The sequence below is a fragment of the Thermophagus sp. OGC60D27 genome (genome assembly GCF_052400625.1).
Lineage (GTDB): Bacteria > Bacteroidota > Bacteroidia > Bacteroidales > Marinilabiliaceae > Thermophagus.
Genome location: NZ_JBQTGH010000013.1, coordinates 52,788 through 68,273, shown reverse-complemented (window position 1 = coordinate 68,273; position 15,486 = coordinate 52,788). Strand labels below are relative to the sequence as shown.

General features: G+C 41.4%; 6 protein-coding genes. All 6 read right to left on the bottom strand.

All coding sequences use genetic code 11. From position 1 onward, the window contains the following. Window positions 1-15: 15 nt before the first annotated feature. On the bottom strand, window positions 16-1,590 hold the full coding sequence (locus tag ACT29H_RS14565) for an alpha-L-fucosidase (RefSeq protein WP_444822381.1): 1,575 nt from the start codon (window positions 1,588-1,590) through the stop codon (window positions 16-18). Between the two features lie 475 nt (window positions 1,591-2,065). Next, entirely contained in the window at window positions 2,066-4,168 is a 2,103-nt protein-coding gene (locus ACT29H_RS14560; protein ID WP_444822380.1) for an alpha-L-fucosidase, read from the bottom strand. A 33-nt stretch (window positions 4,169-4,201) separates the two neighbouring features. Next, window positions 4,202-7,504, bottom strand: coding sequence for a glycoside hydrolase family 2 TIM barrel-domain containing protein (locus tag ACT29H_RS14555; protein WP_444822379.1), 3,303 nt, complete (start codon window positions 7,502-7,504; stop codon window positions 4,202-4,204). A 732-nt stretch (window positions 7,505-8,236) separates the two neighbouring features. Then, on the bottom strand, window positions 8,237-10,600 hold the full coding sequence (locus tag ACT29H_RS14550; protein ID WP_444822378.1) for a sugar-binding domain-containing protein: 2,364 nt from the start codon (window positions 10,598-10,600) through the stop codon (window positions 8,237-8,239). Window positions 10,601-10,757: 157 nt separating this feature from the next. Next, entirely contained in the window at window positions 10,758-12,749 is a 1,992-nt protein-coding gene (locus ACT29H_RS14545) for an alpha-L-fucosidase (protein WP_444822377.1), read from the bottom strand. Window positions 12,750-13,079: 330 nt separating this feature from the next. Continuing rightward, complete coding sequence (locus ACT29H_RS14540) at window positions 13,080-15,476, bottom strand: TIM-barrel domain-containing protein (RefSeq protein ID WP_444822376.1); 2,397 nt, start codon at window positions 15,474-15,476, stop codon at window positions 13,080-13,082. Window positions 15,477-15,486 lie beyond the last annotated feature (10 nt).

Here is a 15,486-nt window from a genome sequence, read left to right as displayed (position 1 = left end):
GTGGTCAGTTTTATATTAATAATGCGGGTTTTCAAATTCTACTTTGAACACGGTGGCTAATTCATCCATCTCTGAAGAAGCAGGTGTTTTGATTGTTAAAACATCACCGTTTTTTGACCATTCTAATTCAATTCCACTTCCCACAACTGAAACTTTTTTGATATTAGAATCAGTAATATGGTGAATATCGAAAGATGAATTTGCATCGGGAAGACCAAGAGAATAAACAAAAAGTTTCGTTTTATCTTTTGAAACAGTAAACCGGATATCATTACAGGTATAATCTATTGTAGCTGTTTGGCCACCAAACACATTCTCTTCAAACTCAGCCCTGCCATAACCAAAGGTGCTATAGGCACGTGTTTCATAAACAGCTTCCTCGTGTTTTTTTATCCATTTCCCAATAGCAGCCAGTACTTTTTTCTGCTCAGCAGGGATTGTGCCATCTGCTCGGGGTGAAATATTAAGCAATACAACACCTCTTTTACTCCATACATCAATCATGTTTCTTATAACCAATGATGGATTTTTATATGTTTGACCTTTTGTGTAACACCAGCTACCGTGACTTATAGTAATATCTGTCAACCAATAATCGTCAGAAAGTTCAGTTTTGCCACCTTGCTCCATATCCAATATTCCTACATTGGCCGGAATATCTTCCTGCTTGTAGTTAACAATTGGTTTTTGACCCCGTGAAACGGCGGTATTGAAATGGTGGGCCACCATTTTCTGACGATAGTTATGAGGTATTTTATCGAGCCATGAATCAAACCATATCATATCGGGTGCGTAGTTATCAACTACTTCAATTACTTGGTTTAACCAATATTCATGAAATTTGTCCTCTGGCATATTCCCGTAAAACAGCCGGAGTTCCGGATCCGTTGTTGAAGTAATATAATCTGGATGATAAGGGTAATGACTGTCCCATCCCGGATCGGGTGTATTCTTTGCCCATGCAGCTGTGTCGGAAGCATAGCGTTGCAGGAGCCTTGCATGATGAAAGGTTGCAATGGTTCGCATGTCGCGTTTTTTGAGCTCTGTAAACAATTCACCCAGGATGTCTTTTTTGGGTCCCATGTCTTCAGCATTCCACGGGTTGATCTCACTTCCCCACATTGCAAAACCATCGTGGTGCTGTGCAACCGGGCCTGCAAACCGTGCCCCGGACTCCTGAAATAAATTAGCCCACTCTGCTGCATCGAAGTGCTCAGCAGTAAACATGGGAATAAAATCGTGGTAGTTGAATTCACTTACAGAACCGTAAGTTTTTTTATGGTGTTCATAAACTGTACCGCCCCAACTGTCTCTTCCGGGCACATACATCCAACGTGGGTACCATTCATTATCAAATGCGGGTACACTGTACAATCCCCAATGAAAATAGATTCCAAATTTTGCATCTTTAAACCACTCAGGTTCCCTGTCAACTGCTGCAAGTGATTCCCATGTTTCTTCAAACTGCTGAGCCTCTTTGTTAATTCCCGGGATGGCAGATTTTTCGGTTTCAGGATGTGGCGAATAATCTTGTGCCATACCCGATATTGAAAATACGATTGAAAAAAAAGAAAATGCTATCTTTTTCATTCGTTTAAAATTTTGTAATTACCTGATAAAAAACTAATTATAAATTTGAGAACGAATGGAAACGCTTCGCTCTCGCATAATATTTTTTAATCATATTCTTTTGTGATATTATGCTTAAAAAATATCATGCTCGTTTCATTAGTATAAAATTTACTTTTTATGGCCTAATGGATCTCGCATGCAAGAACTTATACATGTTCATATTATGGCAAACCTTACCATGCTCGTTTCATTAGTATATAATTTACTTAAGTTATCGGCCTAAATGGAACTTGCATACAAAAACTTATGCATGTTCCTATTGAGGTAAATCTTATATCTAAAAATCTGATAATCTATTGAGGCAACCTGTGCCATTTTCGTTTTATGTAAAATGTTATTATTTATTAATCTATCTATCAAAAAGAATCATTAATGGCAAAAGTTAGAGATAGGAATAAATATATCGCAGAATTGAGTTTTACCAACCGTCAAATCATTCTGCCGTAATTATATTCACTTCAGCATACCCGATATTGTTATTATTTTCTGCATTCTTCAGGGCCCGAAATTTAAAATAGCGGGCCTTTTCTGCCTCGAACTCCTTGATCTGCCACAAAGGATTATTCTTAATGTTTGAAAATTCACCTTTGCTTACCAATTTCCAGGTTTTATTGTCATTGGAAACAAAGAATTTGTAATGGCTAATAATTCCGGGGCCCCATAAGGTCTGGTCAGGGAAATATCTGAAACCAACCAGGGTATGTTCTTTACCCATATCGATAACCAAATCAGCTGGTAAGGTAACATCTTTGGGTTGATGCCAAACCGTTTTTTGATCACCATCTATGATGGCATATACCTCCTCATCTTCGACACCTAATATTTTCCATTCTTTTCTTGGTAAGTCAAAGGTTTCGTTACTCACCGGACTGCTTTTTCCGGTTGAGGGTTCATAAGCGATGGCTTTCATCTGCAACTTACCATCGGTGGATACCGGACCCGTATATTTTTCAGAATCAGGTGTTGGCTCGCTGCCATCCATAGTATAGTACACTTCCGATTCGGCATCAACCGGGGTTATGATGATATCACCTGCCTGATTTCGTTTGATATTGGGTGGTTCAAGCAATTGGGGTGCATCGTAAACTCCAATGTTGGAAATCACCGGGCAACTTTTTGAATCCTTAATGTTAAACCGGAGTTGTGTGGCTGTTACAGTTGGAAACCGGAGGATTCGTTTGTACCCGATGGTGGTTGCACTGGCAATTTCTTTCCAGTTACCATCCATCATGGCTTCGATGCTAAAAGCTTTTACCCGTTGCCCTAAACGGATGTATTCCTGGGCTACAAACCGGTTAAAAGTTGTTGGCTCACCAAAATCAACAGTCAGGGAAGCTTTTGTTATGGTATCATCCGTGGCCCAATAAGTTTCTGTATCATTATCAATCGCTTTTGAGGCATTAAATTTGCATGCATTGCCGCGAATGTTTGTAGCCCCGGCTGATGATTCGTCGGTTAAGTTTACTGCAAATGCTTCTTTTACTGCTTTAGCAAATTCCAATGCAGCTTTTTCATCGTTGGGATGAATTAAACCATTGGGCATTATGGGGAAGTTAAGCAGCAAGGTTGCATTCCGGCCAATGGAATTGTAATACGTCTCCATTAATTCGGGTACGGATTTTACCTTGGCATCCTCTCCCGGGTGGTAGAACCATTCAGGACGAATGGATGTATTTACTTCGGCGGGCACCCAGGCATTACCATCTTCAAGGCCGTGGTGTAACATATCCCATGTTACTTCTCCAGTGTCATTTAACAAACTCCAGTTTGTTTCACCCACATATCCGGCTTCGGTGCCCACCCAACGGAGATCGGCCCGGTCGCCGCCATCGTTCCAGATTACGATGTTCGGCTGCAACTCGCGAATCATTTTGTAGGTGGGTTGCCAGTCGTAGTAGGTTGTCCGGTCGATTTTACGGTTTTCATCGGCGCCGCCATAATACCCGGTTCCTCCGTTAGCGCCATCAAACCATATTTCGAAAATATCGCCATAATTGGTTAATACCTCTCTTATTTGATTCCTGAAATAAGTGATGTATTCAGGTCGGCCATAATCCGGATGGTTTCTGTCCCAGGGTGAAATATAAATGCCCAGTTTTAAGTCGAATTCTTTACAGGCATCGGCTAATTCGCTAACCACATCACCATTACCATCTTTCCAGGGGGTATTTTTTACTGAGTACTCCGTATATTCTGAAGGCCACAGACAAAAACCACTATGATGTTTGGCTGTAAGAATTATGCCTTTCATTCCTGCTTCTTTGCATATTCGTGCCCATTGGCGTGTGTCGAGTTTTTCGGGATTAAACAGGTTGATGTCCTCATCACCATATCCCCAGGATTGGTTGGTATAAGTATTCAAAGAGAAGTGGATAAACGCATAGTATTCCATTTTCTGCCATCGGAGCTGGTTTTCTGACGGGGTGGGGCCTACGGCTTCAGGAGGAGCAACCTGGTTGCATGCAGAGAGGATTAAAGTGGCAGCTGTGAAAGCGCTAAAAAATAGTTTTCTGGTTATCATTTTTTTTCTTTGCATGATATTTTAGCTATTTGTAATCCTAATTTCCTTTTAATCGTTAAGTTCCATTTTAGCCACATTGCCCATACGACCCATATTCCCAATATATGGTCTGATCGAAAAACCAAAGGACGCTTTCTCAGTTTTAAGCAAATATTTGTCCATTGGACCGGGCCCGCAACTTCCTCCACCCAGTCCGCAATGTTGCATATCGACTGTAATGATGGTTTCATCGCGAGGGGTTAATTCATAAGGATGATTGGCTTTCTCTAAATCGACCGGCGTATAGTGCAGTGCGCTGAAATTTAATAAACTGTCAGCAACAATCATCATTCCGATTCCATCATGGTTAGAAAGGGTAAACCAGCGTACCTCAGAACGGTTTCCACAATCCTGTGGTCTAAGGTAAGGTACAAACATGTCATCAACTGTTGTTTCGTAACGGCCAATTGGAGCTGAACGCATACGGTCGCGGTAGTTTTCATGAGGACCGGCACCATAATAGGTAACCTTTTCAAAGCCTTTGGGCATTTGCATCAGGAAACCAAGTTTGGCCAACGGGTAGTCCAGCTTATCCGGATCAAAATCGGAGCTTACATCAATAAACCCGTTGCCATAAATTTTCCAGACAGTATGCTGGCGAACAACATATCCTTTTGGCGATTTGGAATCAATTTCAACAGTAATTGCCAGGGCATCATTCTGTTTTGCAACTGAGGTGTTTTTTACAACCGGACGCATTTCATAAAGCGCACCATCCCGCCATTTAGGGCCATAACCTCCACCAAACATATAATCGTTATCAATTGGGGCGCGGAAAATATTTAACATGGGTCCTGCTACCCGGGCTGTAGTTTGAGTATCAGTGTAAACCATTTTTGTTTCGGGACGAACTCCATAAATTACTTCAGGATTAGTTTGCAAAACAGGTGTGCCGAAATAGTTTAAATCAGTGATGCTTCCTACCTTTTTATTAAACTTCAGGTTGAATGTTTTACCTGAAACATTAATCCAGTCACCATCTTCTTTGTAAGAAAGCGAAGTCAGTGTTTCAGGATGAACCGACTTAACGGCCGGTACATCAAAAGGCATGGCAATTTGTTCCCAGGCAACTACATGCCCTCGTGGCGCCCATTTTTCATCGATCCGCAATTTAAAAGCCAATTTCAAGAAATACTCACTACCTGCTTTTAATTGTGGTTTGGTAAAGGGAATGGTGATTTCGGTTGAATTTCCGGGTTCGAGGTTGAGCGGGGTCATAATTCCACCATCAATGATGTTTCCATCGCGACTTATTTCCCAGTACAGGTCATATTTTTCAAGATTGATAAACTGGTATTTATTTTTTATAATTACTTTGCCATTAAGAATATCCTGTGGAGTAACGGTAACGTATTGGTATACTTTTTTCACCTCTTTCATTTTGGGTGTAATGGTACGATCGGGCGTTGTTAAGCCATTTATGCAAAAATTCCAGTCGGTAGGACGATCGCCATAGTCGCCTCCGTATGCGAAAAAGTATTCGTTGCTCTTTCCCGGTACTTCTTTTCGCAAGCCCTGGTCAACCCAGTCCCATATACAGGCACCTATCAAACGGTTGTGTTTTTCAATCACATCCCAGTATTCCTGAAGGTTGCCCACTGCATTACCCATGGCGTGAGCATATTCACATACAAAAAAAGGTTTTGGATCATCCTGTTTCCCGATTTCGTCAAGGTGTTCTACACTGGGGTACATGATTGATTCAATATCTGCAACCTCGTTGTATCCCTGGTAATGTATCGGGCGATTGGGGTCCGATTTTAATGCAGCTTTGCGGCATGCTTCAAAATTAACGCCTTTACCTGCTTCGTTGCCCAGTGACCAGAAGAGAATGGAAGGATGATTTTTAAATGCTTCAACCATTGACACTACCCTGTCAACATGTGCTTTTTCCCAATTAGTTTCATGCCCCAGCGATTCTTCGTCATAGCCGAAACCATGTGTCTCGAGATTGGCTTCGCTCACCACATAAATACCATAGTGGTCGCATAACTTGTAAAAATCAGGATGGTTGGGATAGTGGCTTGTGCGAACAGTGTTAATATTGAATTGTTTGAACAGTTTAATGTCCTGCAACATACTTTCGTAGGTAATATACCTGCCGTTTATTGGATCAAGGTCGTGCCGGTTCACACCTTTAAGTAACACGCTTTTTCCGTTAACCCATAATTGGCTGTCTTTTATTTCAATTTTACGGAAACCAAAGGGCGTCGCAACAACTTCAAGATTTTCTCCTGAGGCATTTTTTACTACAAAGACTACTTTGTAAAGGTTGGGAATTTCTGCTGACCATAGATCCGGATTGTCAACCTTAGTGTCAATCATCAGATCAGATGCTTTTTTGCCAACAGCCGAAGCTTTCATCTGTTTAGTAAACAATGGCTTTTCCTCTCTATAGGGTTTGTCCTCTTTCAACAGATATCCTTCGATGGTAACGGCTCCTTTGTAGCCTTTATTAACAAAGGAAATGGTTGTTCTCAGATTAGCCGAAGAAAAATCATCGTTTAACTCAGACTCTACAAAGAAGTCGCTAATATGAAATTTGGGAACAGCATACAAATAGACATCGCGAAATATACCACTCAAACGCCAAAAATCCTGATCTTCCAGGTAGCTGCCATCGCTCCACCGGTAAACTTCAACAGCCAGGGTATTATTGCCCTTTTCTATATAAGGGGTAATGTCGAATTCAGCGGGAGTCATACTGCCCTGGCTGTAGCCAACTTTTTTACCATTTACCCATACATACATAGCCGATTGAACACCGGCAAAATGCAGGTAAATTTCTTTATCATTCCAATTTTCCGGGATCACAAAATTTCGTCGATACGATCCCACGGGATTGGGTAATTCATTATTGGTCCATCCCGGATAAGCCGGAGTCATAACATAGGGCGGGTTTTTCACAAATGGATATGTAATATTGGTGTAAATGGGTTTTCCATAACCTTTTAGTTGCCAATTTGAGGGCACTTCAATATTGTCCCAGTAACTCACATCAAAGTCAGGCAAGTAAAAGTCAACGGGACGCATGTCAGGCGACTTCACCCAGTTAAACTTCCAGGTACCATTCAAACACTGATAAAACGGCGATTCGTTTGCATAATCGGCCAGCGCCTGTTCTATGGAGGCATACGGAATATAATCAGAATGGGCAGGTTCTTTGTTAATACCAATTACCTGTTCGTTTTCCCATTCGTGTTGTTGTGCTAATAATGCATTTATGGAGAATCCTAAAATGATTGTTGAAATAAAGAAAAGCCTTTTGGTCATCCTGATTTTGTTTATATTATAGTATAGTTTATGAGTCATCTTATTCTTTTTATTTAACCTGCTTTATTCATAAATCATCTATTCCAAAGCCCAACTAACTGCGAAATACAATTGTACTCGAAAAAAATGATTTGAAAATAGTTCACTATTTCATTCGTAAATATTTGATTTAAGTTATTGGTCGAATGGAACTTGCATTAAGGAACATTTACATATTCTTTTGAGACCTTTATGGTCATGCAAGTTTCATCAGTATAGAATTAATCTAAGTTATTGGTCTGATGGAACTCGCATGAATGGGTTTTATACATGTCCTTTTGTGATAATCCCTGCCATGCTCGTTTCATCCGTATAAAATTTATTTCTTAAGGTCGGATGGAACTTGCAAAAAATTTATACAATTACTTTTGTGGCAGACTTGAGTAATCAAAGTTCCATGCTCGTTTCCTGCATCATTTTTTTCTGCGATTAATTGTATTTCTTGTTATTTGAACTTTTCATCACGATAATTTATGAATAAAGCAGGTTAGCTATTCCATAGGTTCCAGTTTTGCAACAAAACCTCTTCTGGGAAGTATTTTTACCGTGTAAAGCAGTATAATCCTCATTTATAAGAACTTGTTTACCTGCCTTTAACAATCTAAGTTCTTTTGAGAATTCCTGATCACTACACTCCCAACCTAAATCGATTTGGGGAAAGCCTCATATATTTTTTCATTATCGATATAACTAACATTTAAATACCATTCTCCGACCTCTTTATTTTGCTTATTAAAAAGAGCGATCTTCATTTTTTTGTTTGGCGACCTTTGTTTTAATGTTTAAAACAGATGCAGATAACCCTGGAGAATCAACCGTAACTTTGATATCCCCAACCTTGTCTGTACTTCTTATTACAAAGAGTGCGCGTCCTTTCCATGCCGTACATGCATTGCCCACGTATTGTTCGTTGTCTTTTAAATTGGCATTGCCTACCCCTGCAATTGTCCCGGGTCCTTCAACTTTAAATCGCAATAGATTTTCAGCATTTGGCTGAATGATACCATCTTGATCAGTTATTTCAACCGTAACAAAAGACAGGTCCTGTCTATTTGGCACTAGTTCCTTTCGATCGGCAGTGAGCTTAATTTTTGCGGGATTGCCGGATGTTTGCAGAACCGATGATTCGATTTCTTTACCATTCCTTACGCCAACTGCTTTTAGTCTCCCCGGTGAATAGGGCACAGAAAATGTGGCTTTAAACTGCTGTTTAACGGTTGTAGCTTGTTCGCCAATGAGATTGTTGTTGAGATAAAGCCGGACTTTTGGATATTTTGAATAGACTTCAACTTCAATATCCTTTCCCTCAAATCCGGGCCAGGTCCAACTTTCCCATGTTGGCCATACTGCCCATCCGGTTGTTTTTATTCTGCCATTTTCAGGATTCGGTTCCTTTACAGCCATGTATAGTTTTTCATCATCGTTGTACAATAAGTTTCGATAATGCGATATGGGTTTTCTCCAACCTGTTAGGTCAATATCTCCACAATAAGCACCGTGCCAGGGATACCTGTCGCTTTGCCAGTGTTCGCCTGCATTTTCTCCCGGATAATACCAGGCTCCGATACCGGATTCACCCAAATAATCAATGGCTGTCCACACAAAATCACCCAGGATATAGTCGTTTTTACTTACCAACTTCCAAATATTAAATGCATTGGCCGGGTAAGATTCTGTATTGACAATTATTCTTGAAGGTACCCTTTCGTGATCGGCGGGTGCCCGATGTAATTGATAATTATATCCACATACATCATGAGCATCCATAAGCGGATCAAAAATTTCCCATTCGTTGTCCCAGGTAGTCATCGCTGAAGTTATCGGACGTATGGTGTCTATTTTTTTTATTTCCTGAGCCATCATGTGTGCAATTTCAACCGCTTCCGGGTCCTTCCGTTCAATAATCTCATTGCCGATGCTCCACATAATGATGGAAGGGTGGTTACGGTCGCGAAGCACCATCGCTCTCAGGTCTTTTTTCCACCATTTGTCGAAATATAAACCATAATCATAAGGGGTCTTCTTAGCGCTCCAACCATCAAAAGCTTCATCTATCACCAATAATCCCAATTCGTCACATGCTTGTAAAAAAGCCTCAGAGGGGGGGTTATGAGCAGTTCTTACGGCATTAAATCCGGCTGCTTTAAGTAGTTCAACTTTTCGATATTCTGCAGGGTCAAAGGCTGCAGCACCCAATATCCCATTGTCATGATGTACGCAGCCACCATTTAATACTAATTTTTCCCCGTTTAACTGAAAACCGTCATCATTTGAAAATGCTATGGAACGAATACCAAATGAGGTTTTGGTGTTGTCAACTACCTGATTGTCCCTTATTATCTGTATTTGGGCCTGATATAAGTCTGGACTTTCAGGCGACCACAGGAAGGGATTCGATATCTGGATGGTTTGATTTACTTCTTTCTCACTATTTGGGGCCAGTTCTTCTTCTAATTGGCCATCCCAAACATTTTTTGAATTGTTATCCCGGATAAGGGTTTTTAAAACTATACTTTGGGGCCGGTTGGTTTTGTTTTTTACCAGTGTACTCACTTGTAGTTTTGCCTTTTTTGCAGATACTTCAGGAGTGGATATGTGAACCCCCCAATGAGCAATATGAACAGGTTCTGTAACCAGCATCCAAACGTGACGGTAAATTCCTGAACCCGTATACCAACGGCAATTTACCTGTTGAGAGTTATCTACCCGCACAGCGATAACATTGTCTTTGTCAAAATCCAGATAAGGTGTAAGGTTATATTTAAATGATGAGTATCCGTAAGGGTATACGCCAAGGGATTTTCCATTTATAAAAACCTCGGAGTTCATATAAACACCTTCAAAATAAATCGAGACACGCTTATTTTTCCATTCATCCGGGACTTTGAATGTTTTCCGGTACCATCCGATGCCTGCCGGAAAATATCCTCCAGCCCCCGCTGTTGGATTATCAGGATTAATTTCACCTTCAATGCTCCAGTCGTGCGGTAAATCGAGATTACGCCAATTCTCATCATTAAATTCTTTTGATGCAGCTATGGCGGTATCACCCAGACAGAACTTCCAATCAGAATCAAATAATTGTTTTCTTTCCAATCCGGCCTCACTTTTATTACATCCTGAAACACAACTTATAATAAGCAAGAATATCCAGCCTTTAATCCAGCCTTTAATTAAGGGGAAAAAGTATTTGCCTTTTTGGAAATTGGACAAGTGCATAATTTTTCTTTCAATTTATATAACAATACTGCGTTCAATCAATTTTCAAAGCATCAATCGCTACTTTCCCTGAACCCCGGTTAATAATTTTAATTGTGTGAGGCTTTGGCTCAAGACCACATGTTTCATAGACCACTTGTTGTGGCTTGCGTTTGCCATTCGTTGACAAGTCGGCTATTGTTTGAGTTTTGCCATCAATTTGTATTTCGATTTTTCCTGAATCTTCTTCTTTTGGTGCTATCACCTTAACACCACTCCCTGTAAATGAAGCTCTCCACTCATCTCCGGGTGTTTCACTAATTGTCAGGTCATTGTTATAGTCGCCTGTGGTCAGGTTGCAAACCCGGTACCATCCGGGTGCTCTAATACCCGGGTCATCGTCGTTTACCCAAGCTTTATCATGAGTGATTCGAAAAACCCGGATATTTTGAGATAGTGATTTTTCAGTGATTTCAGGGAGGCATTGTGCTGGTTGGTTCGGTGTTATGGTTAATCCGGTTTCATTCTGAACAAATTCCATTTCTTTAGTGTAACCAATCATTTCCACGTTGGTGACATTACCCAGGGTGTTTCCATTGGAATGTAATTCTTTAAATGTAATAGTGCTGTCGTTCCAGTTAAAGACTGTAGCATAAACATGTCCATTGTTACGCGTGTAGCAAATATTTTTCTCTCCATACACCTCAAAGGGACGTGATCCGTAAACAGCTTCACCGTTTATTTTCAGCCATGCGCCAACATCTTTGGCAATGCGAATCACTTCCGGATCAAGATGACCACGGTCATGTTGGGTAAGATTGAGCAACATGGTTCCGTTTCGGGAGACATTTTGCATCAGCAAATCAATTATTGTTGCTGCATCCATATATTCCTGACCTGTTTGATAATGCCATTCAGCGATGCTGGTTTCAGTTTGGAAAGGGTAGGCCATGATCTCAGGTTCAATTATTTTTTCTGTGCTCTTAACCAGTGACCGATCGACCAATGGAATCAGTTCAGTATTGTCCTGGAAACTGTTGTAAGTTCCGCCGACACCTTTGAGGTTAACGACGACTTCCATTTTTCCATCATTCCAGGCCAACGATTTATTGTAGTAGTTTGCAATCAACTGTGGTGCGAGGAAACCAAGCCCCATCTGCACACCTAAATCGATTTGTGAATTGCCGGCATGGTCGTCGAAATAAATGACATCGGGATGATATTTGGTAATAGCATCGTCAATGCGCCACATAAACTGGTTTGCAAAAGGTGAACGCAAGGGGTCGTCTTTTTTATCATGAACCGGTCCGTAGAGATCAACCGGATCCATGCCTTCCCACCATTTTCCTTTGCCATCAGCCCTTGTTTGAAGTGCATCGTAAGGCACCCCCGCTTTGGGCCCTTTCTTGTCACTTGAGTAGCGTACTGTCATAAACTGTCCCCAGGTTCGCGCAGGAGTATTATGAAATCCTATACCGAACTTCATGCCATGTTTGCGGGCAATTTTCTCCCAAATTCCCACTATGTCTTTTTTGGGACCCACATTTACCGAATTCCAGGGTTGATATTTTGAATCATAACAATCGAAGTTATCATGATGAACACCCATGGCCATAAAGTAACGGGCTCCCATTTCAATATATAAATCCATTAACTCCTCAGGCTCCCATTTATCGATCACCCAATTGTGACAAATATCTTTGTAGCCATATTCGGATGGATGCCCAAAGTTTTCTACGTGGTATTGATATTGCGGACTGCCTTCGATATACATGCCTCTTGCATACCAGTCGCCCTGTTCGGGCATTGATTGGGGGTCCCAGTGGGACCAGGCGCCAAACTTGGCTTCGCGCCACCATTGCGGAACCGAATAAATACGGCTCAAACCCTCCCAACTTGCGGAATAGGGGCCTTCACTTATTGGGAGTGGGGGTAAGTTCCAGATATCAGGAGTTGATACTGTGTTACCGCGTTCATTTTGTTGCGCAATACCACCAATTGACACCCATGTTGCAACTAAGAGCAAAATCAACTTATATTTATTCATGTATTCTATTTCTTGATGTATTTAGTGCCTGTCTATAAAGTAGGAAAAGTTTCCTGCTTATCATGTGTCTGTTCAGAAAGTGTCATTTACAAGGCTTGCGAAGTCCGAAAATACGGAGTTTACTCAACGTAAATGAGTAATTTTCGCACGAGCATAACACAGTAAATGGCGCTTTATGGGCAGTCACAATTTAAGGTTTCAATAATCTTTTTAGACTTCTGTAAATGTCTTGAGATCAATTGTTTGTTTTTAAAAGAGTAACGATGTTAAAGCTCATATTTTCAGCATCATAGCCTTTGTCCTACATCTTATACCCAAAAATCTAACTATCTATTGAAGTTTGACAGCTATTTTTTGACCGTTATAGTTTAACTTTTTGTCGAACTTCTCCACGGTTTCTTCACTTGTACCATTTCCCGGGATAACTTTTACAATATTGAATTTTCGTTCCTGAAGCATTCCTGGGAAAGAGCCTTCCCTGTTACTTATGGTCAGGGTTTTCTTTGAATCATCCCAACTAAGCCTGATAGTTGAATACTCGCCTTTTTCGTAATTATAGTTATCGTTTTCATCCTCATAAAGGGTAAATTCCCCGTCAGCCCCTTCGTAAATCCTGATTTCAAGGCTGTCCCAGGGTTTCTCTTCGGCATATTGAACATCCGGGCCAATAGGAATTATGGAACCTGCTTTGACATATAATGGCATGATGTCAAGTGGTGTTTCCCTTGTGATGGTTTGTCCGCCTTCCAGCATATCTCCTGTCCAAAAGTCAATCCACCTGGTGCCGGCTGGCAAGTATAGCTCTCGTTCTTCGACCGTGCTAAAATCTGCCTGTCCATTCTCATTATACATTCGCTCGGTTATCGGGCAAACCAGGATGGATTTGCCAAACATGTATTGATCATCAATATTAAGTGCATTCTTATCGTTCGGAAAATCCATTACCAGGGCACGCATCATGCTCGACTGGTTCTCGCTCACATCCCACGAAGCGGAATATATGTATGGTAGCAAGCTATAACGCAGCTTGATGTATTTTTCTATGGCATCGAAAACAGGTTCTCCTTTTTTTCCAAACCGATATATTTCGCGAGGTGCATCGGCACCATGAGAACGCATCATCGGGCAGAATGCGCCAAACTGAACCCACCGGGCATACAATTCGCGGTAATCGGCATTTTCCAGAGGATTTTGAAAATCCCAAAGGAAGAACCCGCCTATATCGCTGTTGTAATGAGGAACCCCACACAGCGACAAATTTAAACCTCCTGATATCTGCTTGCGTAAGGCATCCCAGGATGCTACAACGTCACCCGACCAGGTATTGGCGCCATAGCGTTGCTGTCCGGCAAATACCGAACGGGTGAGAATAAAAACACGCTTTTCAGACGTCAACTCGCGCTGATGTTTGTAAACACCGCCCACTGTCATTAAGGGGTAGGCATTGCGTACTTTACGGAACGAGCCAAGATAGGTCTGATTGTCAAAATCGGAAGGTTTCGGGTCGAAATGATCGGGTTCGGAGGAGTCAATCCACCATCCGTCCATGCCCAATGAGAAAATGCCTTTATTCAGGCACTTCCAGTAAATATCGCGTGCCGCCGGGTTGTATGCATCGTAAACCCGCACTCCCGAAGGATAATCGGGATTGGGTGGCCATTTGAAAGAACCCGATTCGGGCCAGGTTTTAAAGTCGAAAAGAGCATTGATGCTGTCCAGCTCGCGATAGGGTTTGGTATGAGGTCCAAATGAATTCCAGATTGAAATAATCATGTGTGCATTCATATTATGCACATCGTTAACCATCTTTTGCGGGTCGTAGAATTCTTCATTAAGGAATTCCATGGCATTCCAGAGGTAATTATTGCCCCAGTAACGCCAGTCCTGGATGATGCCATCGAGTGGCACTCCCAGTTCTCGATATTTGCGGACAACGCCTACCGTTTCGTCCTGACTTTTGTAGCGTTCCCTGCTTTGCCAGTAACCATAAGTCCACAACGGGAACATGGGCACCTGCCCGGTTAATTCGCGCATACAGGCAACCACGCCATCGGCATTTTTACCGTACATAAAATAATAGTCGATGCCATCGCCAACTTCCGAACTAAATGAAGTTTGTTCCTTGTTATCGCTGAATGTCGTAGGTGAATAGTTATCCCAGAACAATCCATATCCCTTGGCCGACTGGAAAAACGGAACAAAGTCCTGCGTGTTATTTTGCACCATGTGTATTTCGAGGTCGCGCTGTACCATTTTCCCGTTTTGAAGGATACCTAACCCGTAAATGGCTTCATCCTTTTCCAGTGCGAATGATTGTGAAACGCTGTATGTTTCATTACCGGCATCGTTAAATTTTGTGAATTCGGCACTTGCTTCTTTTTCACTCAAAAGCGGTTGACCCGTTGAGGTTTCGAATGAAACAGTTCCATTGTTCATGTTCAGTGTCACCAGCAATTCATCGCTTTCCAGGATTAAATCTTTCCCGTCAAGCCTGACATCAATGTCTGTTTTTTGAGGCTTTTTTATAACGGAGAGACTTTCTTTAGTAAAGCACGATTTTTCAGGCGATTTTAAAACTCTTACTATTGAGGGACTGAAAAATTGAATCTCATAATCAGTATCTTCAATAGAAGTTTTTATTCCTATGTCGGTTTTCAGATACGACTGAGCACTGCCATGGGTAATAACGGCAAGGATTATGAATAATACTGCAAAAGCGCGTTTCATAGTTAATGTG